Origin of the sequence: Caldithrix abyssi DSM 13497 (assembly GCF_001886815.1) — a bacterium.
Lineage (GTDB): Bacteria > Calditrichota > Calditrichia > Calditrichales > Calditrichaceae > Caldithrix > Caldithrix abyssi.
Map to the genome: position 1 here is coordinate 4,025,503 of NZ_CP018099.1, position 21,455 is coordinate 4,046,957.

Annotated in this window: 20 protein-coding genes; 3 read left to right on the forward strand and 17 right to left on the reverse strand. The window is 32.9% G+C overall.

Going from position 1 to position 21,455, the window contains the following annotated elements; all coding sequences use genetic code 11:
* Positions 1 to 275: 275 nt before the first annotated feature.
* From Cabys_RS19900 to Cabys_RS15740, 3 genes are all read left to right on the forward strand, one after another.
* Positions 276 to 533, forward strand: coding sequence for a hypothetical protein (locus Cabys_RS19900; RefSeq protein WP_225868899.1), 258 nt, complete (start codon positions 276 to 278; stop codon positions 531 to 533).
* Between the two features lie 85 nt (positions 534 to 618).
* Positions 619 to 2,280, forward strand: a complete 1,662-nt coding sequence (locus Cabys_RS15735; RefSeq protein WP_006927120.1) for an IS1634 family transposase — start codon at positions 619 to 621, stop codon at positions 2,278 to 2,280.
* A gap of 83 nt (positions 2,281 to 2,363) precedes the next feature.
* On the forward strand, positions 2,364 to 4,427 hold the full coding sequence (locus Cabys_RS15740; protein WP_236846918.1) for an IS4 family transposase: 2,064 nt from the start codon (positions 2,364 to 2,366) through the stop codon (positions 4,425 to 4,427).
* A 167-nt stretch (positions 4,428 to 4,594) separates the two neighbouring features.
* Here the strand turns inward: Cabys_RS15740 and Cabys_RS15745 are convergent, their stop codons facing one another.
* The 17 genes from Cabys_RS15745 to Cabys_RS15825 all read right to left on the reverse strand — a co-directional run bounded on the left by Cabys_RS15745 (position 4,595) and on the right by Cabys_RS15825 (position 21,453).
* Positions 4,595 to 4,945 (reverse strand): hypothetical protein, encoded by a 351-nt coding sequence (locus Cabys_RS15745; protein ID WP_006927121.1) that lies wholly within the window; start codon positions 4,943 to 4,945, stop codon positions 4,595 to 4,597.
* Between the two features lie 107 nt (positions 4,946 to 5,052).
* Positions 5,053 to 5,424 carry a four helix bundle protein gene (locus Cabys_RS15750; protein WP_006927122.1) on the reverse strand — a complete coding sequence of 124 codons (372 nt, stop codon included), beginning with the start codon at positions 5,422 to 5,424 and terminating at the stop codon, positions 5,053 to 5,055.
* A 26-nt stretch (positions 5,425 to 5,450) separates the two neighbouring features.
* Positions 5,451 to 6,470 carry a hypothetical protein gene (locus Cabys_RS20125; protein WP_006927123.1) on the reverse strand — a complete coding sequence of 340 codons (1,020 nt, stop codon included), beginning with the start codon at positions 6,468 to 6,470 and terminating at the stop codon, positions 5,451 to 5,453.
* A gap of 64 nt (positions 6,471 to 6,534) precedes the next feature.
* The gene (locus Cabys_RS15760; protein ID WP_006927124.1) at positions 6,535 to 6,906 is read right to left on the reverse strand and encodes a four helix bundle protein; all 372 of its coding nucleotides are present in this window, start codon (positions 6,904 to 6,906) and stop codon (positions 6,535 to 6,537) included.
* Between the two features lie 77 nt (positions 6,907 to 6,983).
* Complete coding sequence (locus Cabys_RS15765) at positions 6,984 to 8,054, reverse strand: DUF354 domain-containing protein (RefSeq protein WP_006927125.1); 1,071 nt, start codon at positions 8,052 to 8,054, stop codon at positions 6,984 to 6,986.
* A gap of 66 nt (positions 8,055 to 8,120) precedes the next feature.
* Positions 8,121 to 9,131 carry a lipid II:glycine glycyltransferase FemX gene (locus Cabys_RS15770; protein WP_006927126.1) on the reverse strand — a complete coding sequence of 337 codons (1,011 nt, stop codon included), beginning with the start codon at positions 9,129 to 9,131 and terminating at the stop codon, positions 8,121 to 8,123.
* Positions 9,124 to 10,068: a glycosyltransferase family 4 protein gene (locus Cabys_RS15775; protein WP_006927127.1), complete on the reverse strand. Its 945-nt coding sequence runs from the start codon at positions 10,066 to 10,068 to the stop codon at positions 9,124 to 9,126. Before Cabys_RS15775 ends, Cabys_RS15770 begins: the two co-directional genes overlap by 8 nt.
* On the reverse strand, positions 10,065 to 11,102 hold the full coding sequence (locus Cabys_RS15780) for an ATP-grasp domain-containing protein (protein WP_006927128.1): 1,038 nt from the start codon (positions 11,100 to 11,102) through the stop codon (positions 10,065 to 10,067). Before Cabys_RS15780 ends, Cabys_RS15775 begins: the two co-directional genes overlap by 4 nt.
* A 1-nt stretch (position 11,103) precedes the next feature.
* Entirely contained in the window at positions 11,104 to 12,825 is a 1,722-nt protein-coding gene (locus Cabys_RS15785) for an asparagine synthetase B family protein (protein ID WP_006927129.1), read from the reverse strand.
* A gap of 3 nt (positions 12,826 to 12,828) precedes the next feature.
* A complete protein-coding gene (locus Cabys_RS15790; RefSeq protein ID WP_169833723.1) occupies positions 12,829 to 13,893 on the reverse strand; it encodes a CapA family protein in 1,065 nt (354 codons plus the stop codon).
* A gap of 306 nt (positions 13,894 to 14,199) precedes the next feature.
* Positions 14,200 to 15,387, reverse strand: a complete 1,188-nt coding sequence (locus Cabys_RS15795) for a glycosyltransferase (protein WP_006927132.1) — start codon at positions 15,385 to 15,387, stop codon at positions 14,200 to 14,202.
* Positions 15,384 to 16,559 carry a non-hydrolyzing UDP-N-acetylglucosamine 2-epimerase gene (gene wecB, locus Cabys_RS15800; RefSeq protein WP_006927133.1) on the reverse strand — a complete coding sequence of 392 codons (1,176 nt, stop codon included), beginning with the start codon at positions 16,557 to 16,559 and terminating at the stop codon, positions 15,384 to 15,386. Before wecB ends, Cabys_RS15795 begins: the two co-directional genes overlap by 4 nt.
* Positions 16,559 to 17,473: a hypothetical protein gene (locus tag Cabys_RS15805; RefSeq protein WP_006927134.1), complete on the reverse strand. Its 915-nt coding sequence runs from the start codon at positions 17,471 to 17,473 to the stop codon at positions 16,559 to 16,561. The genes wecB and Cabys_RS15805 overlap by 1 nt, the downstream gene beginning before the upstream one ends.
* A gap of 135 nt (positions 17,474 to 17,608) precedes the next feature.
* The gene (locus tag Cabys_RS15810; RefSeq protein ID WP_006927135.1) at positions 17,609 to 18,727 is read right to left on the reverse strand and encodes a polysaccharide biosynthesis C-terminal domain-containing protein; all 1,119 of its coding nucleotides are present in this window, start codon (positions 18,725 to 18,727) and stop codon (positions 17,609 to 17,611) included.
* Positions 18,724 to 19,173: a cupin domain-containing protein gene (locus tag Cabys_RS15815; protein ID WP_006927136.1), complete on the reverse strand. Its 450-nt coding sequence runs from the start codon at positions 19,171 to 19,173 to the stop codon at positions 18,724 to 18,726. Before Cabys_RS15815 ends, Cabys_RS15810 begins: the two co-directional genes overlap by 4 nt.
* Before the next feature lie 2 nt (positions 19,174 to 19,175).
* On the reverse strand, positions 19,176 to 20,186 hold the full coding sequence (locus tag Cabys_RS15820) for a polysaccharide biosynthesis protein (protein WP_006927137.1): 1,011 nt from the start codon (positions 20,184 to 20,186) through the stop codon (positions 19,176 to 19,178).
* The gene (locus Cabys_RS15825) at positions 20,176 to 21,453 is read right to left on the reverse strand and encodes a hypothetical protein (RefSeq protein ID WP_006927138.1); all 1,278 of its coding nucleotides are present in this window, start codon (positions 21,451 to 21,453) and stop codon (positions 20,176 to 20,178) included. Before Cabys_RS15825 ends, Cabys_RS15820 begins: the two co-directional genes overlap by 11 nt.
* Between the last annotated feature and the right edge of the window lie 2 nt (positions 21,454 to 21,455).

Here is a 21,455-nt window from a genome sequence, read left to right on the forward strand (position 1 = left end):
AGGCAGCAAAGCCGCAACCAAAATCAACCGCAACGTGCGAAAAGTAATTTTCTCGCAGATTACGCAAATAATCGCAGAAAATGATTAAACAAATTATTTTGAGAAAAAAGTTAAGCAATTAGGCACAATTTCTCCGGGGCTGTCCCAAAAGTCAAAGACAATGTATTTTTATAAATTTTTTTCTTTCCCTCACCCCCTTTAATTCCCCCTCTCCCGATTTTCGCTGGACCTGGCACACACTTGACACAGGGGGAATAATTTGTTAAATTTTCTACATGCAAATATATGGGAAAATTTTTAGCGAACCAATATTAAAACGTATTAATGCGATCATTGCCCGGCAGCCGCAGATATCTCGTAGGAAATTATCACGAGAGGTATGCGAACTGATGGACTGGAAATCTCCCAATGGGAAATTCCAGGAGATGAGCTGCCGTAAAGCCTTATTAGAGCTGGATCGGCGCGGTTTAATCCCCAGTTTGACAGTTAACGCCAAATTTTTCAAAGCCAAATCAAAAAAAACATATAATTAAGTTTCTCTGTTTCAATTTCTTTGTAGTCTATGCAGGCGTGCTTTTTTTATTTGCTATCAAATCGTTTTATTATTATATTCATTCTATGTTTGTTAAGGTAAGTCGATCCAAAAGAAATAACAAAGTCCATGAGACTTTACAAATCGCTGAGTCCTACAGAGACTCAAATGGAAAAGTACGCCATCGAATCTTGCTGCATTTAGGCCCTACCGACAAATTCATCAAAAAAGACGTAGACACGCTTATCAACGGACTTTTAAGGGCTAAGGGGTTAACTTTACAGGACTTAGATAGCAATATTGATAATGTCAAGGCCTTCGGTCAAATCTGGGCGCTTGTCCATTTATGGAAAGAGCTTAAAATGAGCCAGATTATTGCCAGGCAAAAGGAAAAAAGCGGAATAAAGTTTGATCTTGAAGCTCATTTAAAAAGTCTGATATTTAACCGCCTGGATGATCCTTCTTCCAAACTAAAACTACTCACCTGGTTAGAAACCGTTTATATTCCGGGTATCAACAAAGACGACATTCGTTATGAGTATCTTTTAAGAGCGATGGATTTTCTAATAGCTCATAAGGAAAAGATTGAAACCCAACTTGCTAATCGTTTACTAGATCTGTTTAATCAGGATCTAAAGGTTTGTTTTTATGATTTAACATCAAGCTACTTTGAAGCCGAAAACTCATTGGTAGAAGGCGATATTCGTCAGTTTGGTTATAGTCGTGACCACCGCGGAGATAGAGAACAGATCGTAATTGGCGTGGTGATGACCGGAGATGGTATTCCTATAGCCCATTACGTCTTCCCTGGCAATAAGGCTGATCGCTCTACCTTGCAAGAGATGCTCAATGATATTCGCAGGCGATTTAAGGTAAAAGATATCCAGCTGGTGGCAGACAAAGGTTTATTAAGCAATGACAATCTCTGGCATTTAATCCAACAAGGTTATGAGTTTATTCTTGGAGAGAGTGTTCGTCAGAGCAAGGATGCCAAATCGGTTATAAAAGAAGCCAATGCGCATAAAGAGGCGACTGGTGAGACGATCTATGAGCGCCTAACGGAGCGTGAAATCAAGTCAAAAGATGGTAAAAAGGAAAAGATAAAACTTCGTTATGTGGCCAGTTACAATGCCGCCACGGCATTAAAGCGCTATAAAAATCGCATCAATCGTATTAATGAATTTTTAGAGCTGTCAGAAGAGATTAAGAAAAAGGAAATAAACACAGAAGATAAATATCATCAAATAAAGAGTGTATTATCAAGAAAACGTTTAAGTCGTTTCTTTAATGTTGAATTAACAGAAGATACGATAGAGATTCATAAGCAAGATGAGGTATTATCAGAAGAAGAAAAGAGCGACGGTTGGTTTATAGTGATAAGCAATGCTCATGACCTGAGTAAATCAGAACTCATAGCGCGCTATAAAGATTTAAAATATGTGGAGCATGGTTTTTACGAATTAAAGCATAGTTTGAATTTACGTCCCAATTTTCATTGGACAGAGAAGCGTATCAGGGCTCATGTGATGGTATGTTTTCTTGCATTCCAGATGGCGGTATTGTTTGAGAAGCGTTTGAGTGGCATAAAATTAAGTTGGCAGCGTGCTATGGAGAGCCTGCGTCGAGTCGTGGTTGTAGAATGGGAAAATGAAGGGAGACGTCGTAAAGGATTATCCAGAGTGCATGGCGAACAATTGGAAATATTTCAGGAGATAGGCAGCAGCAAGCCAACGCTTTTATCTTTGTAGTGACAACTTAACGAAAATGAAATTAAACTAACTTAATAATAATAAAGGAATTATGTTCCATACAACTGTCAAACTCAAGTTTAATCAAATTACCAGAACGAAAAAAAAGCTATGCTTTTGAAAAAAAGAAAAAGCGTAAGCTTGATGTTCCAATCGCCTCCATTGAAGGCCATTTATCGGTTTTAGGCGAAATTGTAATCGAGCCGATCAAAAGCCGCTACAGCAAGGATTCGCGCGCATGGTTTCAGTTAATAGAGAATTTCCATTACCTTAAAAGCGCAAAACTTTGTGGCGCTCAGATTCGCTATATTGTAAAAAGCGAGAAGTATGGCTATATTGGCGCTTTAGGCTTTAGTTCAGCGACTTATAAATTACGAGCCAGGGATGCCTATATTGGCTGGAGCGAAAAGGCGCGAAGGGAGAATATCCAGTATGTGATCAGTAATGATCGTTTTTTGATCGTACCTACGGTTAAGGTCAAGAATCTGGCTTCATTTCTGTTGAGTAAAGCCTTGCAGCGTATTGGAACCGATTGGGAGAGTCGTTATGGTTATCGCCCGGTTTTGGTGGAAAGTTATGTGGATTCTAGTGTTTTCAAAGGCATCGGTTACCTGGCTTCCAACTGGCTTTATGTAGGAAATACCAGCGGTCGTCGTGACGGTATCGCCAAAAAGGTATTTCTTTATCCATTGCAAAGGAACTGGCGAAAGATTTTGTGTCAGGAGAGTGCGGACGGTTTAGGCCAAGGACGATTAATCAAAGACTCATCGAATTGGGCGGAGCGGGAATTTGGCAGCATTCGCTTATATGACAATCGTCTCAAACAGCGTTTGTACGCCATAGCGGATGACTTTTACAACAAGCCGCAGGCCAACATTCCGGAGGCCTGTGGTGGTAAGGCGCGCACGATGGGCGCCTATCGATTTTTTCAAAACGAGAAGGTAACCATGGATATTATTTTAGATGCACATACCGAGGCGACGATAGATCGCATAAAAGAACACAAGGTGGTTTTAGCGCCTCAGGACACGACCATTTTAGACTACAGCACGCATCCCATGACCAAAGACTTGGGGCCGACAAGCCATATAGATCACCAGAGCATTGGCTTGATTTTACATGATACATTGGCCTTTAGTGAGGATGGCACGCCGTTAGGCGTATTGGATGCCCAGGTATGGGCTCGTGATCCGAAGGATCGAGGCAAGACGCGTCGTCGTAAGGAATTACCCATTGAGCAAAAAGAGAGTATGAAATGGTTACGTAGTTATCGCCGGGTCAACGAGATAGCTAAGTTATGTCCGGAGACGCTTATCGTAAGCGTGGGCGATCGAGAGGCGGATATCTACGAATTATTTCATGAGGCTCAAAGGAAAGATAGCAAGGCAGGACTTTTGGTACGCGTGGGCAAGCGCCGCAATCGCAAAGTGGCCGGAATTGATCTGTGGGATTACATGTCCAGTCAAGAAGAGCGCGGTCAATTTCAAATTCATGTTCCTCGTAGGGGCAATATCAGGGCTCGTGAGGCCAAGATGTCCTTGCGTTATTCGTCGATAGACTTAGAACCGCCGAAACGATTTTCGTCCTCTAAGCCCATTAAGGTGTGGGCTGTTTATATCCGAGAGGTCGATCCGCCAGCTGATATTAAGAGTCCAATAGAGTGGATGTTATTGACCACGGTGTCGGTAGAGAATTTTACTGATGCCTATCAACGAGTGCAGTGGTACACTCGTCGTTGGGGTATCGAGATATATCATCGAACGCTCAAGAGCGGCTGCCGCATAAAAGATCGTCAATTAGGCAGTGCGGATCGTTTAGAGACGGCCTTAGCCGTGGATATGGTTGTAGCCTGGCGCATTTATCATATGACCATGTTAGGTCGTGAAATACCGGATTCGCCGGCGAGCGTATTTTTCAAAGAAGAGGAATGGAAAGCGTTGTATTGCTATGTGCATAAGACGCCCATAGCGCCGGAGGAGCCGATGAGTTTACGAGAAGCCATCCGTATGGTAGGTCAGATCGGAGGCCATTTAGGCAGAAAGAGTGATGGCGAGCCTGGCACAGTAACGCTCTGGCGAGGAATACAGCGATTGGATACGGCAACCGAGATGTATATTATTTTTACTTCAAGCCGAGACGGCCCATAACCCACGGTGCTATGTGTGGGTAAAGGTCAGCGATTTTCGGGAGAGGGGGGCAGGGGGTGAGGGCTAATGTAAAGTTTTCCATGTATTTAAATAAATATACATTTAATTTCTCTTTTGAGACACCCCCGGCTGGGGGATGAGTTTTAAAATTTTCGCACGCTAAGGCACTAGATCTTTCGAAGGAAGTATTCTAAGGGAATAAATATGAATGTACACCCTGCTACATTGGCAAAAATATCAAATAAATTAAACGACCGATATGGCAACCAATATTGCGCCGCCTCCAGTCCGATCCCCCATAATAAAACCACCATTCCTATCTTCCATCTTCTATCAAAAATCGTTGAATAATAACCTATCCCCATGCCGGCGGCGTAGGCAACGACATGCTGGAAATATCCATGTTTGTCAAAGGACAACGGCCCTTCCGCTAATGCCTCATTATCCGGGAAAACAGACAAAATAAGCACAGCGATTAACCATATCAAGAAGGCGAGATTTGTTAGACGATGTTTCATTTTTTGTTGAGAGGTTTAGGAGTTTAGGTGTTTAGTGGCGAATGACGGTAAAATTCAGTAAGCAGTATGCAGTATGGAGTATGGAGTATGGAGAATGGAAAATTTGTTTAATAACAGAACTTTTGCGGATTTTCAATCATTGAAGAAAGCATTCTTGCTACTTCATCATATTTTTGGATAAAATATTTATATTTTTCTTTGGTCTTATAATTCAAGTCTTTTGAATAATCTAACCAAACTTCTGTTTCTGATTCTTCTGATAATAAATCGATAAGCTTACTAACAAATGACTTGGGATACTTTCTCTTTCTCCATGCTTCAGCTATATTTGCCGGGACTGATCGGGAAGACCTTCTTATTTGGTCTGTCAATGAATACAATTCTTCTTTTGGAAAATTTTTAGTTAAATCGAAAATTTCAAGAAATAATCGATAAGATAATTGGTATACCTTTAAATCTCGAAATCCCCTATACCCCATCCTCCTTACTCCTTACTCAATTCTCCCTACTCCATACTGCCTACTTTAACGATTCCCCATTTAACTATGTTCTTCACATTCTGCCAAACCAACTCTTTCACCCACAAAACCGGATCATCCGTCCACCTCTGCGGATGCACCGTTATCATGGCCTTTTGCGGAAATTTCTCTTCTTCAACAGCTTTGATAATCTCAATCGTTTTTCTAAAACGTGGCCACTTCCCACTCGTCACGCGTAACTCGTTACGCGTCACTTTATCTCCCTCCTTACTCCCTACTCCATACTCCTTACTGTTTACTAAATTCTGCCTACTGCCTACTGCATATTGCCTACTGTCCACCTTATCCCTCACACTAACAGAATTCCCATCCCATCTCCTACCAGTGTCCGTATAATACGCAAATTCCGTAAAATCGATATCAAAATACGGTTCACCGATAATCCCTAATTCCCGATAATCGTATTTACTCCAGATCAATTTATTGTCATATTTCGATCTTGGAGACCCATGCATACAAATGGTTTTTATATCAAAATTTTTCCGAAACATCTCCAAATTTTCACAAAAACTCTCATACGCCGCATCGATTAATTCATCTTTTTGCAACTCATAATTCGTAATTCGTAATTCGTAATTTTTAATTGCAAGGTCCACATCCTCATAATGATAACCAATCTCATGCCCTAATTCGGCAATCTTATCCATTATCTGCAGGTCATAACTTTCAGGTACCACACGGAAATAGTATGTTCCTTGTATGCCCAGCTCATGTTCAATAATTGCTGTTTGTAAGGCGTTTTCAGGGATGCGGTCCACATCGTGACGGAGAATGATTAGTTTAGAGGGGGAGAAGTTTAGAAGTTTAGAGGTTGAGGTGTTTAGAGGTTTAGATATGGAGGTTGAGGTGTTGAGGTGTTGAGGTGTTGAATTGGCTGTTTTTGTATTCGATAATTTACGGATATAATTATGGAAGGTTGTAAATTGGAATTGGTTTTTTATAAAAGTTTGAAGCAGGTTTTGAAATATTTTTAAGGTAAAATCCATGTTTCATGTTTAAAAGTTTAGGAGTTTGATGTTTAATTGTTGAGTTGTTTATTTGTTGAGTTGTTTATTTGTTTATTTGTGATTTGCGTAAAGAATTCAACTGATTGGAAATTTCATATATTTTTAATTTTAAATCATTAAAAATTTTTTCATTAATATATTTCAAATCTAAAGCAAGATAAAAATGACTTAAAACTTCCATTAAACTGCTATAAGAGATATTAGTAAAATGAGCTTGATCTTTAGATGATAATCTTGAACTTCCTTCTGCAATATTCGCAGGTATTGAAACTGATGCCCGCCTTATCTGATCAATTAGACCAAATCTTTCATGCTTTGGAAACTTATCGGTTATTTGATAAACTTCCAACACAAATTTTCTCGCATTCTGCCACACCTTTAACTTCTCAAAACTATATTGATATTCTTTGTGCATAAATTCAAATATGTAATCTTTCGATCAACTAAACAAATAAACAACTCAACAGCTCAACAACTAAACAACTCAAAAATCTATTTAAACCGATACTGATACTCCGGTTCCTCCCTCATAATCCTCGCGCTTTCCGGATAATTCTCCACGAACCAGACCAGAAAGGCGGTGACATCGATCTTATCTTTCAGCATGCGTTCGCGGCGTTTTTGCCATTCTAATTTAATATTTTCATCAGACATAATTTCTTTAATTTTATTAAGCAATCCTTCAGTGGATTTAAAATTATAAATCAAACCATATTTTTCCATATCTTTAACATTAGAATATTGTAAACTATTTACATATATAGAAGGCGTTCCCAGAATTGCTGCTTCCATAGACATAGTGGTACCTTCACCGATGAATAGATCTGCGTAATAAAGTGCCTGATGCATTCTGTCGGGAGGAAAAGATATTTTATATTTTTTAAAATTTTCATTTAAATTACTCTCTGTACTAATAAAAACCCTGTATTTCCGCTCCAATAATTTTATTATTTCTCTTAAAGAATTTTTAGAAATACCTTTTTGTCCAATATCATGAGTCGCATTCCAGGCCACTAATCTTAATAATACGAACTTTTCATTTTTAGCAATATTTAACATTTTAAAAAACGATTCATCCTTTTGAAAATAATTTGGATGTAAATATGTTAATTCGTGATGCCCCATATACCTGATTTGCTTATTTTTCCCATAATCGATTGGAAAAACATCCGAAGTTAAAATTACCTCAGTAAAAGGCAGATATAAACGAACCTGTTCCCAATTACCGGTATCCTCCAGAGCAATATGCGGTTTTCTTAATAAAAAAGCCGCATGCGCGGCATATATGGAACCATGGCTTAGAAAAATATCCGGTTTAAATTTAATTCCTGAAATGATTTCTTTTATATCAAACTCAATTAATCCAAGTAATTTCCCTAAAGTGGATACATATTTTTTGCCAAATGACTTAAATTTAAATCCATATTTTCTTAATAGGTAAATTTCGAATTCTTTTTCCCGGCAGGTAAAAAAGATTTCATGGCCTTTGTTTTGCATTTGCCAGGCAAAATGTTTGAATAAATGAACATGGGCCGGATGGCCGATGTCGATAAGTATTTTCATTTTTAAATTGTTTATTTGTTGAGGTGTTGAGGTGATTAATGGTTTAGCAGTTTAGAAAGTTAGGAGTTAGAATCTGAGTTTCTGGTATAATTTTAAGCCGAATTTACCTAAATAGTATAAAAATTTATTATTAATACGGATGTATCTTCCGTAATTTACCAGTTCGCCGCCAAATTGGGACTTAAATTTTCGAACGCCATAATCCTGATCCGGTTTTCCGGCGCCCATGAAATCAAAGTATTTTAAATTATTTTTCATACCATAATAGATTGCCGCCCAGGTTGCCAGAACACTGGGATAAATATCTTTATATTCTCGATCCAGTCCACAGACATACCATTCATAAATAGTATCTTTATAAACCGGACACATGATGCCGCCAACAATTTTACTATTATATTCAATTAATAAATATTTGCCTAATTCTTTATTATAAAAAAAATTTTCAAAAAAAGAAAAAGATGGGAGTGGTTTTTTAACTTTTGATTTATATAAATGAAAAAGAATTTGATAGAATTCCTTCACCTCTTTAATATCAGTGGGCTCAACAATTTTGGCGCCATTCTTTAATGATTTTTTAATCTGTCTTTTTTTCCCGGAATTGATTCTTTTCCATAATAACTCTTTATCCCTTAAATCAACGATAAAGTTATAATGCCCATTAAAAACAAATTTTTCTTCCTCAAATACTTTCTCAAACTCTTTTATAGAAAATAAATTGCGGAATTCGGTATAGATTGTTTTTCCTGAAAGCGTTTTATTGAATTCTGTTAGCAATAAGCCCATAATTTTTTGAGCATTAGACTGTCCTGAGACTAACGGTCCTCCCCAAATAATACAGCGGGCAGAAAAAAAACCCGCAAGACGGGTTTCCTTGATTACCACAGCTAAAAGAACGCCAACGATTTTTTTTTGTTTATCTAACGCCACAAAAATATAAGGATCATAGTTTTTAACGCTTTTGAAAAACGCATACATTTCCGGCGTCTGAAAAATATTGCCGTTAGGATGTTTTTTTATAAATTCCTGCCATTGGCTGATATCCACTCTATTATAATCAGAAATAATTTCAATCATTCTTAATCACTGAATTATAAACTTCTATTATCTTTTTTGCAATGGTATCGGAATCCAAACCCAATTGAATGATTCTTTCTCTCCCTTTAGTTCTTCCAACTTTATCCGAAAAATTCAAAGATAATTTTATTTTTTCAGCCACATCATTTGGATCAAATGACGTTAAATAACAGCCATCAACACCATCAATTAACCATTTTACATCACCTACATCTGTCGAGACTATTGGCAGATTACAAGCCATTGCTTCTTTAATGGCATTAGGCGAGCCTTCCCATAATGATGTCATCAATAAAATATCCGAAGCATATAAATATTCAATCGCTTCAGAATGCTTCTTATCAAATATGGGCAAAAGAATTATTGAATCATCTTTCAAATTATTTACCGCATTTTTTGCAAGAGAAAAATTCTTTTCCGGACGTTCAGGATTTGAGAAAAATAAAATATATTTATTATTTTCAAGTAGCCCCAATTTTTTTCTCATTTCTAATTTATCTCTTAACTCAAATTTCTCAAGATTAACCCCATTAGGTATTACAGAGGCTTTATTGAGATGTAAACTTTCCTTCATCGATTTGGATTTTACTATTGTATGATCCCAGAATGCCAGGTAACATATTTTAATTAACATTCTCCAGAATATATTCATTCTGGAATCTGTTCCCATAAGCGATACGACAAATGGGATATTAGGGGAAGCCAGTGTTGTAGCTAATGCAGATAATGAATAATGAGCATGAATTATATCATATTTATTATTTATTTTATTCCTGATTAAAAATACATTTTTCAAATATCCGAATATCCCTTTCCCCACTATAGTAAAATAATCTATATGTATATCATATTTTTTTATTGATTCGCCCTGATTATATACAATCGGTGAGATACCAAATTTATTATTTCCAGATGATACAAATAATATTTTTATCATTTTTTTGTCAATCTTATCGCATCCTCCATACGCAAATCGTAAGAAAGATTTGAATTAAACATGCCTTCTTCAAATTTCCATTTTCCACTTGCAAAAACTAATCTACCAGGTTTTCCATTTTTCTCACAAATGTGATCTTTAACATGACCAAATATCGTCTGCATTTCATTTATTAAATAAACCCCGTTTCCATCCTCAAATAAATCAAACGCCATAGTATTAAAGAGATATTTAGTGCATATATCTTTAACAAAATTTAAAAGTGTTTCAGTTGGAACATCATAGATATATCCTTTTCCTCCGCTACATTTATCTCCAATTTTCTTTTTTTTGTATCCAAAATATGATTCACCAATACAAACCACTCTCCATTCAAAATCATGAGGAATATATTTTTGTAGAATTACAAAACCTTTTTGTATTTCATTATAAACTCTTTTATAGACTTCAATTCTATTCTTAATTCGAGAAGGATTTTTAAAAATTTTCTTCAAACGAAATATCCAATTACCCATTCTCATATTGGGTCCCCAATCCTGACGCAGACCCTTTATAAATGCGGATTCAATATATTTAATCAACGATTTTCTATCACGAAATATTTTAACACCTTTACCCGAGGCGCCAATATTAAACTTGCCAACAATAGGCAAAGCAACCTCATTTGCAAAACTTAACGCCTCTTCTTTATCATAAAAAACATATGTTTTTGGATGCGGAAGTTTATTTGCTTTCAACCAATAGTATAAGAATTTTTTATTCTCATGAATAACTATTTCATCGTAATTAGGATAACAAAATTTTTTCATTACTTTATTGATAACATATATTCGCTCATCATACAATTGTTTATACAGCGATTCTCTTCCGGAAGGACAGGTAAGAAACCCGATGTAATCAAACTTTGATATTTCTTCTAACCAGTTAGATTTTGTCAAATCAACAACATCATAATTCTGACCATATTTTTCACAGGCAATCATCCAATTTTTATGATTATCGTCAAATTCATTCTTTAAAATACACCATTTCATATCATAGTCCTAAATATTTCAAGTTCATGGAGATATTAATGGGATTTGTAAACCGGTGCCAGTATCCTTCTGTTGTTAAATGTCTATCCTTCTCCAATTTTTCTATTAACAGACCGCTTTTTATAATTTCTTTTACATAGGGATGTAAATCTATTAATTGAGTTTCAACAAATTCTTTCATCCATATACCATAGGGGAAATTTTGCGGATATTTATATTTGGATCTATAACGCCATAATCTTTTCAAAATATAGACAATTTTATTGCTTAAATATTCTTCATCGGAGTAAAAACCCTTTTTAGCGTAAGGAATTTGAGACAATTCTGGCGCCAACAAATAATTTATATTAACGGCAAATTCCGGATATTTCAATTTTCTATGGAAATTGTCTTCGGAATTATTTTTATGCAACATGCTATATGGTGATGAGAATAATAACTCAAGAAAATCAACATCCATAAACGGATTAACTAAAAATTTAATTTTGGATGAAAATATATGGCTATCCTGATAAACGTGCACAGCCCCTAGAACATAAAATAAAAAGTAAAATTCTCTAATTATGTCATCATTTATATTATTCAGGTATGGAAAAGTTTTTATTTGATTCAATATATATTCTAAATCAAATTCTTTATAATCTATTAAATGGTAAGTAAGTATTTCCTTGATTTTATCAACTTCAGAAATAGCAGAATATTTCCATAATCGCATGAATTTAGCGGTAATATAATCGTCATAAATAATACCCTTAATATAATCCCCTCCCATAAAACCACATAAAATCATTTCATTATCCGGATTATTTTGGATCTCATTTTCGATAGCATCGAGTCGGTGAGCGCGATGGATATTAATTAAAGTGTTACCCATCTCAATAATTTTTAACGCATATTTTTCAAACCACTCTTTGGTCGGTTCAGTAACAAAATAATTATGATAGTTTAATCCAACGTAATCTGCAATCTGTTTTGCAATAACTCCATCTGAAGATTCAGGATTACCAAAAGTAAAAGCATTTGGTTTAATCTTATTTGCCAATAAACCAGTAAGCAGCATTCGACTATCATTACCGCCGGTTAAGGTCATCGTAATATCCTTCGGCGACAAGAAATCAATATATCCACCTATGATTGATTTCCATTGATTTGCCAGATAGTCAAACGAATATTTTCTAATTTTCTGTTTAATTAAGCTTTCGGGATTCCAGTAATTAGAAATAGCCAATCGTTTTGAGTATTTTATTAATGACGCCGGTTTGCTATACTCTACTTTATCAAATAAAGTTTTTCCATTTATAAAGTGTTCAAATAGATAGAAAATAATTGCATTTTCTTTGGAGAATTCTAATTTTATTTTCTCTGAAATTAATTTTATGTTATTACTAATAATAAAATATTGTCCATCTTGATAAATAAAAAATTTCTTCAGGCTATGTCTATCATTAAAAATGTAGAATTCATCATTAACAAATAGCACTAAATTAAACACACCCTTAATATGATTAATAAAATTCATCTTATATTTCTTAAAAAGCTCACCCAAAAGTTCTGTGAAATCTAATTTTCTATATTTTTCATTTTCAGAAATCCTGGGCACAAAATATCCCTCAAGAAAATAACTTAATCCTTCAGTGATCTTAATAGGAGTAATATTCGTCTGAAAGTTTTTTGTATTTGTTATGGAACCAAAGGCTGGATGTTTTGCAATATACCAATTCATATTTTATTCGTAACCCTTATAATCTCTAATAAGAAATTTTATTTTTCGAAAATTTTTGATATTGAACAATTGCTTCAAAGGATTTCTATAATAGCCAAAGAAATATTCATAGATACGATCAATATAACTTTCTTTAACGTTTAAAACCCAATTGAAGAAGGAATAATTAATCTTTAATTTGTTCAAAAAAGACAAAATAGCAAATTTCCTTTTAACATTACAATCAAGGATTGAAATATAATTTCCTTTATGCTCTTTGGTTAGTATTATCGAAAAATTTTTAAGATCGTTCACATCTAGTTTGACAATCATGCCAACTTTTGTTTTACGTTTTAATGCCCGTAATTCACCTTCCCAATAGAAATCTCCAAAACACAATTGACCAAGACTATAAAAAATTGGCTTCCCCTTGTAAATTTCATAAGGTTGAATCGTATGGGGATGATGCCCCATAATGACGTCCGCACCTCTATCTATGATAGCATGGGCCAATTCTTGTTGCTTTTTAGTAAAAAAGTTTGAATAGTCTTTACCCCAATGCAAACTTATAACAACAATATCCGCTTTTTTTCTTACCTCTCTAATATCTTTGGTTATTTTATCAAGATAAATATAATTAATAAAAAAATTGTCATTGTTTCTAACACTTGGATGGGTTGACTTATCAACATAGGCTAATACAGCTATAGATTTATTATTCAAATCAAAAATTGCCGGTTCAACATGTTCAGATTTAATACCGGCACCAGTATGAAGAATATTTAAATCATCTAATACATCAATTGTTTTTTTAACGCCAGAGAGTCCACAATCATAAATATGGTTGTTAGCGAGGGAAACAACTTTTATTTGTAATAACGGTAATATTGTTTTAACTACATGAGTGTAAGTATAAAAATGCTTGTCTTTATTAAAATCAAAATTATTTTTATTACCTATTATTGGTACTTCAAAATTTGCTATTATACCTAAATTCCTACAAAACAAATGGGCAATCTTTTCAATTCTTTTTTTATTATCTTCTTCTTTTCTTAATAGAAATAAACCATTTATAGCTATGTCGCCCATCAAAATAAGAGACATTATTCCATTTACCTAAGTTTTTCATAAACTTTCATATACGCGTATTTCATTATTATAAAATCATATTATTTGAAAATTTTTAATACATATAAATTTGTTTTAAACAGTTATATTTTAATAAATTTTCTCATTCATATCCCTTGCAAACCGTTTCTAAATTCCCTATTACATAATCTACCTTTTTTTAATATATCAGAAATACCTGCAAATGGATTGACATTCTTTTGTCCTAATGTTTTATAATTATTATTTAAGTATATATCACCAAGGAATGAAATTGTTATCATAAAATTATATTGTATTAAAAAAACTTATTAACCTTTTAGTCTGAAATATATAATTAAATTCTTTCATGGACAATTTTTTACCATTTTCACCTATCTTTTTTGCGAAATTATAATCATTCAATGCTTCTAAGATTTTATTAGCAAAAGCCTCAGAAGAATCTGGTTTTGCAAGAAAAGCATTTACTCGATCTTTCAAATAATAAGGAATTTCACCAACTCTTGTGACCACCACAGGTTTTCCTGTTGCTAAATATTCTCCTAATTTTGTAGGGAACCCACCTTTTGCTTGAACATTATCCGGCCTTGAGAGAAGTAATAATTTTGCACCATAAAGCAAATAAGGCATTTCATCTCTGCTAACCTTACCTGTAAAAACTACATTATTAGAAATGCCTAATTTTTCCAATCTATCAAATAATTTTTTAAATTCATGTTGATTTGAAATATCACCTATCAAAAACAATTTTAGATCTGAATATATTTTAAGAACATTAGAAAATGCTTCAACTAAAATATCAACCCCATCTTTATCACCCCATAAATAACCACAATAAGCAAGATAATTAAAATTTAACTGAAAATTATTTTTTCTATTTTTAAACCTTTCAGGTTCTACAAGTATTGGGATAATTATAGAAGGTTTTTTTAAATTTAAGTAATTTTTAAAATATTTTTCTAATTCTTTTGTTATAAAAATATAACCATCGAATATTTTTATAACCACATTGCAATAGAAAAAGTAATCTAATTTTTTAAATACGTTTTTTATGCCAATAAAAGGATATTCGTTTCTTTCATGAATGATTTTTATTTTTTTGATTTTAGAATAAATAGAAATTAAAAATAAATATATAGAATATGTATGAAAAATTAAAATTACATCAATTTTATTATTTTCGTTTTTTTTATTTAAATAATAAATTGAGCTAAATATACTTTTAAAAAATATTAAAACTTTAAGAATTCTTGACGACGGAATTATTGTTGATTTACAAGCATATCTATATTTAATATTTTCATAAAAGCCTGAAGGCTTTCTATTTCTAGTCCTATTATCCTTTTCAGTAGGATTAAGAATTAATATTTCACAATTATGACCATTTTTTTGGAAACCTTTTGCAAAGCTTAATATTCTATTAGAAAGAGCTAACCCATAAGGAATCGAAGAAGAAGTAGCAATTACGATATTCATTTTTTTTCTATTCCAAACCATTTATTACTTAATTTTACAGTACCCATTATCAATTTTAAAACTCGCCAGGAAGTGTCTGTGACTAAATATTCTTTTGGTATTTCCTTTTTTCTATTTTGTTTATATTCATCAATTGCCAAATTAATTGAATTAAAAATTACGTCTTTACTAAAACCTGTAAGGATAATAGTACCAGAATCCATAGCCTCTGGTCTTTCCATAGAATTTCTTAAAGTAATTGCAGGGAAATTCAATATAGCCGATTCTTCACTAATAGTACCACTATCCGATATCGTACAAAGAGCGTGCATCTGTAGATGAACGTAATCCGAAAATCCGAAAGGTTTTAAAAACTTTATTTTTTCATTTATTTGAATCTCTGATAATGATTGCATTCGCTTTCTTGTACGTGGATGGGTGGTTACAATTACCGGGAAATCATATTCCTTTACTATAAGATTGAGTATCTCTATTATATTTTGAAGATTAGTTTTATAATCTACATTTTCTTCACGATGAACGCTCACGATAAAATATTTTTTTCTTTCCAATTTTAACTCATTTAGAATCTTAGAATTACTTATTTTTTCCATATTTTGTTGTAAAACTTCAAACATAGGTGATCCGGTAAGATAGATTCTCCTATGAGGTAAGCCCTCAGTTAATAAATGTCTTCTGGCATGTTCTGTATAAACCAGATTAAAATCAGCAATATGGTCAATGATTCTCCTATTAATCTCCTCTGGCACATTAAAATCAAAACATCTATTTCCTGCTTCCATATGGTAAATAGGAATATGCATTCTTTTGGCCATGTAAGCAGCTAAACATGAATTAGTGTCACCTAATACCAAAACTGCATCCGGTTTCTCTTTTATTAATACCTCCTCGGATTTTTTGATAATATCTCCCACTGCAGCGCCCAGGCTGGAAATATCCACATTTAAAAAATAATCCGGTTTTCTAAGATCTAAATCCTTAAAAAATATCTCGTTCAACTCATAATCATAATTCTGACCGGTATGAACCAGAATATGATTGACAAATTGATCCAATAATTTAATCGTGGCCGATAAACGAATGATTTCAGGACGAGTACCTACGAAGGTCATTACTTTTAATTTTGAAATTTTTGATTCCTGATGGATAATTGATTTTTGAAAATTTGTCATTATAGCCCTTGGATTAATTGATCGATATAAAAAGAAGATAATCCACTTTTTTTAATTGATTTTATATAACTGGAAACATTTAGTTTTTTTTCTTTAACTAAAATCTCTTCTTCGTAACGCATAGGATTTCCAGCAACTAAATGATATTTACTTTTTTTTAAAACCGTAGAGAAAGAAGAAATATCAATATTAAGTTTTTTACATATTTTTTTAACTTCCTGATATGGATTATTTAAGAACCGTTCAAAACTAATTATATGATAATCTTTTTTCTTTTTCATTAACATCATTGGTTTTAAGCTTTCATAATAATTTATCCAACTTTTCCATAATTTGCTTTTATTCTGTGTAACATATTTTGAATTCTTTAATTCATTAATATCACGAATAAGAATAATTGGGAAAACATTATTTTTTTTTTCAATATTATAATACCTAATAATATCCTTAGATGAATCAACAATAAATTCTTTATTAATAACTCTAAATATATTTTTATATAACAAAAAATTATTATTTGTTATAATATTATTTTTTTTTCTATATAGAAATTTATTCAATATTGGATATTTTTTAACTAAATATCTTTGTAATTTTAAATAATAATTATCATTAAAAAAAGATAACTTTTCAAAATACTTTAAATTAAATTGATTTGGAAGATCCGATACAGGAATATTTTTTTCTTTCGCAATGTTAGTTAATATATTTGACCAGTAGTAACATTTTATAAACTTTTTATTACACGTACATTTCCCCTCTTCATCTTCGATATTATTAATTTCTCTATAAAGTTGCCACATCAAATGTTTTAATTCACCAGTAGAAAAAACATTGGGAAACTGCCCTAATGTCATATCTAATATTGTAGAACCTGAATGTCCCATAGATAAAATATAAATTATTCTATTCATTATTATTCTTTTTTGATTTTGTATCAATATTTTAAACAATATATATTTTTAGAATCTACCCTTGAGACAATTAATTAAATGTTTTTAATATATTTTTCATAATTTTATCTCTATATTTTTGCCTTTTATATTGATTTAAACTTTTTCAAAAAATGTATCGGTATCATCGGGATTAAAAATCTCATTGCTCCAAAATAACGTAATCATTTCATCTTTTCCAATATTCGTTATATTGTGGGTGTACCAAATAGGTATATCGATAAAAGCTGGATTGTTACCATCCACTTCGTATTCAACAATTTTCCGTGTACCAATTTTCCTTAAGCGAATAATTGCTTGCCCTTTGATAACACAAAATCTTTCTATTTTTCGAATATGGAAATGATTGCCGCGAGTTATACCCGGTAGGGTAAATGAATAAAACAATTGACCGCCCGTTCTTTCTTTGACACTTTCTACCAAAAAGCCTCTGTTATCTTCTCTTTTTTCAAGATATACAGGATAAAATTTATCTATGTCTATATACGAACGAAAAGTGTTAAAAAGATTACGTTTAAATTCCGTTTGTAATTCCGGAATAGCATTTTGAATAATATAGTTGTTCTTATATTGAGTTAATATTGTTAATATCTCGCTTACTCTCGTCTCTTCTGTATGTTTGATATAATATTTTTCATTACCAATGGTTTTATGAATAATACGATGTATCTCTTCTATCAATTCCTGAACATAGATTAGTTTCAATCGCGCATCTACTTCAATTTTTGGCGTTTTGTTATGAATTAATTGGTAAGAAAATGTTGCTACCACAGAATTATAAAAAGGTCTTCCAAACGGGCCAAAAACATTTGGGATAATTAAACCGGTAAATGTCGCGCCTTTTTCTCTGGCCCACTTAGAGAACATTAATCTGCCTTCTTTTTTTGATAGTCCATAAGGATTATCCCTTGCCTCCTGGGTGGATGAAGCGAAAATGATATGTGGCTTTGAATTCGTTGCGTTACAGGCGTTTATAATTTTTTCGACTAACTGCTTATTGGTTTTAAAAATCTCATCAGGATCATTATGCCGGTTCAATGCCGCCAAATGAACCAAAACATCAGCTTTTTTAACTATACTTTTTAATTTAGCTTCATCCTTAAAAAAATGATCTTCAAAAGGGATGATTTCAAAATCTTTCGAAACATATTTTAAATAATTATATAAATGACTTCCAATAAATCCTGACTGCCCGGTAATAACTATTTTTTTCAAATTAATTCCTTTATCTTATTTTCCCAATCTACCCACAAATTCTGATCAAAACGGAATAAATCATTTTTAGCTTCTTCAATATTTAAGTTGGAAAACACGAGTAAAATCGAATCATTTTGCATGGCAAAAATTCCATTCGCATATCCCGCAGGTACTACTAAAACTTCATTATTTTTTTCTGTTAATATAAATTCTTCAGCTTCTAAGTTTTCAGAAGGATCTAACCACTCGTCGATTTTTACCGTATATATTTTGAATTCTCCTTTAATTGGATAAAAATATTTAAATTCCTTTTTATGCCCCTGCCAGGCCCGTATTATTCTTTTGTTACAATGGATAATATAAAATCTTTTTATATGTTCTAAACTAAAATCATTTACAAACTTCAAAGTACCACGTTTATCAATATGTACACCGCCCTTTATTATAAAAGGATTTTTGAACATTTCTATTCAAGCCCTAAATCTTTTCTAATAGGTCTTAATTTTAATAGTAATTTTTTAATACCATCAATATCAAGTCTTTCCGTATTATGAGATGTATATTCATTAACTGTCGATATTCTATCTTCTCCTTTAGAAAAATAAAGCTCATAATTTAAATCTCTAGTATCTGCCGGAATGCGATAATATCTGCCTAAATCAATTGCTTTAGCCATTTCTTCCCGGTTGACTAAAGATTCATACAATTTTTCCCCATGTCTTGTGCCTATAATTTTTATCTCATTTTTAGCTTCATAGAGATCTAATAGTGCTTTTGCCAGATCTCCGATGGTTGCCGCCGGGGCTTTTTGCACAAAAATATCACCAGGTTCGGCATTTTGATAAGCAAACCATACTAAATCAACCGCATCTTCCAATGTCATCATAAAACGCGTCATATGGGGATCCGTAATAGTTAGCGGTTTACCGCTTTTAATTTGCTCGATAAATAGAGGTATAACTGAACCGCGCGAAGCCATCACATTACCATAACGCGTTCCGCAAAGAATCGTATGATGATTGGCCTCCCGGGATTTTGCGATCATAATTTTTTCCATTAATGCTTTTGACATTCCCATAGCGTTAATTGGATAAACCGCTTTATCCGTACTCAGTACAATAACTTTTTTTACATTATGTTTGACTGCCGAATTAATAACATTCAAAGCACCAAGAGAATTGGTTTTTATTGCTTCCCAGGGGAAGAACTCAGCCGTGGGTACCTGTTTTAATGCCGCCGCATGAAAAACCAGATCGACACCAAACATGGCTGAATCTACGCTTTGCTGATCACGCACATCGCCAATATAAAATTTGACTTTAGAATTATTAACTTTTTTCCGCAAATCATCCTGTTTTTTTTCGTCTCTGCTAAAAATACGAATTTCCGAAAAATCATCACTATCCAGAAATCGATTTAATACTGCATTCCCAAATGAACCGGTTCCGCCGGTTATAAGAAGCGTTTTAGTCGACATTTCTCCCTCTATATGGTATATTTTGGGTTTGATAATATAAATAATATAATCCTGGTATAATTATTAGCAACATGATATAGGGTTCTCTTCCTCCAAGATTCTTCAAAAATCCCAAAATAATTACACCAAGTAAGGATAAGAAATAATAGAATCTAAATTCTTCGTTAAACATCTTTAATACAGGAACAAAAACTTTATATAGTATCACTATATACCCGGCAAATCCAAATATTCCCCATAAGGTTAAACGACTCATCCAATATAAGTGCCCTCCAGCAGCCAGCGCATATTCATAAGCACTGTTATAACTAGCATCCCCTAAAAATGGCCGCGATAAAAATGCCTGGAATAATAACGGATATCTATTGGCTCTATATGCAATTCCTGTATTAGAAGAATAAATATTGGGATTGTCTATAAATGATGCGAGATCTATAAATTTATTATGAAGAACCGTAATTGGAGAAAAGAAATTACCAATATCAATAAATAGGTTTACCCATACCTTAACAGGAATGGAATAAAATACAAATAAAAATAGCAATGTAATAAAAATATTTCTTTTAAATTTCTTAACACCAGAAATAGACAAAAATAATATGACTGCCGCTATTAAAATATTTGCAAATATTTGTGATCTAATTAAGACAAACAGAAAAAAGATAAGCAACGCTATCCACATGTGCCGAGAAAACCAAATCTTAGTTTTTCTTTGTATAAAAAAGTAAAGAATGGGAATCAAAGCAATTAAGGCCGCCATATAACCATAAGATCCAAATCCTAATCTTTCCAAAATAAGATAGCCTGGTAAATTGTATTTAAGATTTGAATAGGATGCCCTAACCACCATTGGATTTATATTGGTTGCAACAATTGTCATAATTCCTGTTATTATAATAGAAATAAAACCCAATTTTGCCAGTTTGATCCAATTCTTAATCATATAATTATTCTTTAGAATAACATGAAATATTACAACAACAACCATTGCATAGAAATCCTCGAATATGGCATGCTTATACCAATCAGTTGCATAAGCCCACAAAGTATATTGTAATATACCTGCATATAGCAGACCATAGATTAAAGAATATAACACTTGTTTGTTATAACTCTGTAAATACTCTACAAATGAAAACACCAAAAAAACAGGAGCCCATAGCCATCTAAAGCTTGCCAATATAGGCACATTATTAGCCACTATCATTAACAATGATGATATTAATAACATTACTCCTATATAATAAAATATTTTATGTTTAGACATTG

What these genes read in the sequence shown, in the direction of transcription:
- Cabys_RS19900 (WP_225868899.1), top strand. Translation starts at nt 276, where the DNA reads ATGCAAATATATGGGAAAATTTTTAGCGAACCAATATTAAAACGTATT.
- Cabys_RS15735 (WP_006927120.1), top strand. Translation starts at nt 619, where the DNA reads ATGTTTGTTAAGGTAAGTCGATCCAAAAGAAATAACAAAGTCCATGAG.
- Cabys_RS15745 (WP_006927121.1), bottom strand. Translation starts at nt 4,945, where the DNA reads ATGAAACATCGTCTAACAAATCTCGCCTTCTTGATATGGTTAATCGCT.
- Cabys_RS15750 (WP_006927122.1), bottom strand. Translation starts at nt 5,424, where the DNA reads ATGGGGTATAGGGGATTTCGAGATTTAAAGGTATACCAATTATCTTAT.
- Cabys_RS20125 (WP_006927123.1), bottom strand. Translation starts at nt 6,470, where the DNA reads ATGGATTTTACCTTAAAAATATTTCAAAACCTGCTTCAAACTTTTATA.
- Cabys_RS15760 (WP_006927124.1), bottom strand. Translation starts at nt 6,906, where the DNA reads ATGCACAAAGAATATCAATATAGTTTTGAGAAGTTAAAGGTGTGGCAG.
- Cabys_RS15765 (WP_006927125.1), bottom strand. Translation starts at nt 8,054, where the DNA reads ATGAAAATACTTATCGACATCGGCCATCCGGCCCATGTTCATTTATTC.
- Cabys_RS15770 (WP_006927126.1), bottom strand. Translation starts at nt 9,131, where the DNA reads ATGATTGAAATTATTTCTGATTATAATAGAGTGGATATCAGCCAATGG.
- Cabys_RS15775 (WP_006927127.1), bottom strand. Translation starts at nt 10,068, where the DNA reads ATGATAAAAATATTATTTGTATCATCTGGAAATAATAAATTTGGTATC.
- Cabys_RS15780 (WP_006927128.1), bottom strand. Translation starts at nt 11,102, where the DNA reads ATGAAATGGTGTATTTTAAAGAATGAATTTGACGATAATCATAAAAAT.
- Cabys_RS15785 (WP_006927129.1), bottom strand. Translation starts at nt 12,825, where the DNA reads ATGAATTGGTATATTGCAAAACATCCAGCCTTTGGTTCCATAACAAAT.
- Cabys_RS15790 (WP_169833723.1), bottom strand. Translation starts at nt 13,893, where the DNA reads ATGGGCGACATAGCTATAAATGGTTTATTTCTATTAAGAAAAGAAGAA.
- Cabys_RS15795 (WP_006927132.1), bottom strand. Translation starts at nt 15,387, where the DNA reads ATGAATATCGTAATTGCTACTTCTTCTTCGATTCCTTATGGGTTAGCT.
- wecB (WP_006927133.1), bottom strand. Translation starts at nt 16,559, where the DNA reads ATGACAAATTTTCAAAAATCAATTATCCATCAGGAATCAAAAATTTCA.
- Cabys_RS15805 (WP_006927134.1), bottom strand. Translation starts at nt 17,473, where the DNA reads ATGAATAGAATAATTTATATTTTATCTATGGGACATTCAGGTTCTACA.
- Cabys_RS15815 (WP_006927136.1), bottom strand. Translation starts at nt 19,173, where the DNA reads ATGTTCAAAAATCCTTTTATAATAAAGGGCGGTGTACATATTGATAAA.
- Cabys_RS15820 (WP_006927137.1), bottom strand. Translation starts at nt 20,186, where the DNA reads ATGTCGACTAAAACGCTTCTTATAACCGGCGGAACCGGTTCATTTGGG.
- Cabys_RS15825 (WP_006927138.1), bottom strand. Translation starts at nt 21,453, where the DNA reads ATGTCTAAACATAAAATATTTTATTATATAGGAGTAATGTTATTAATA.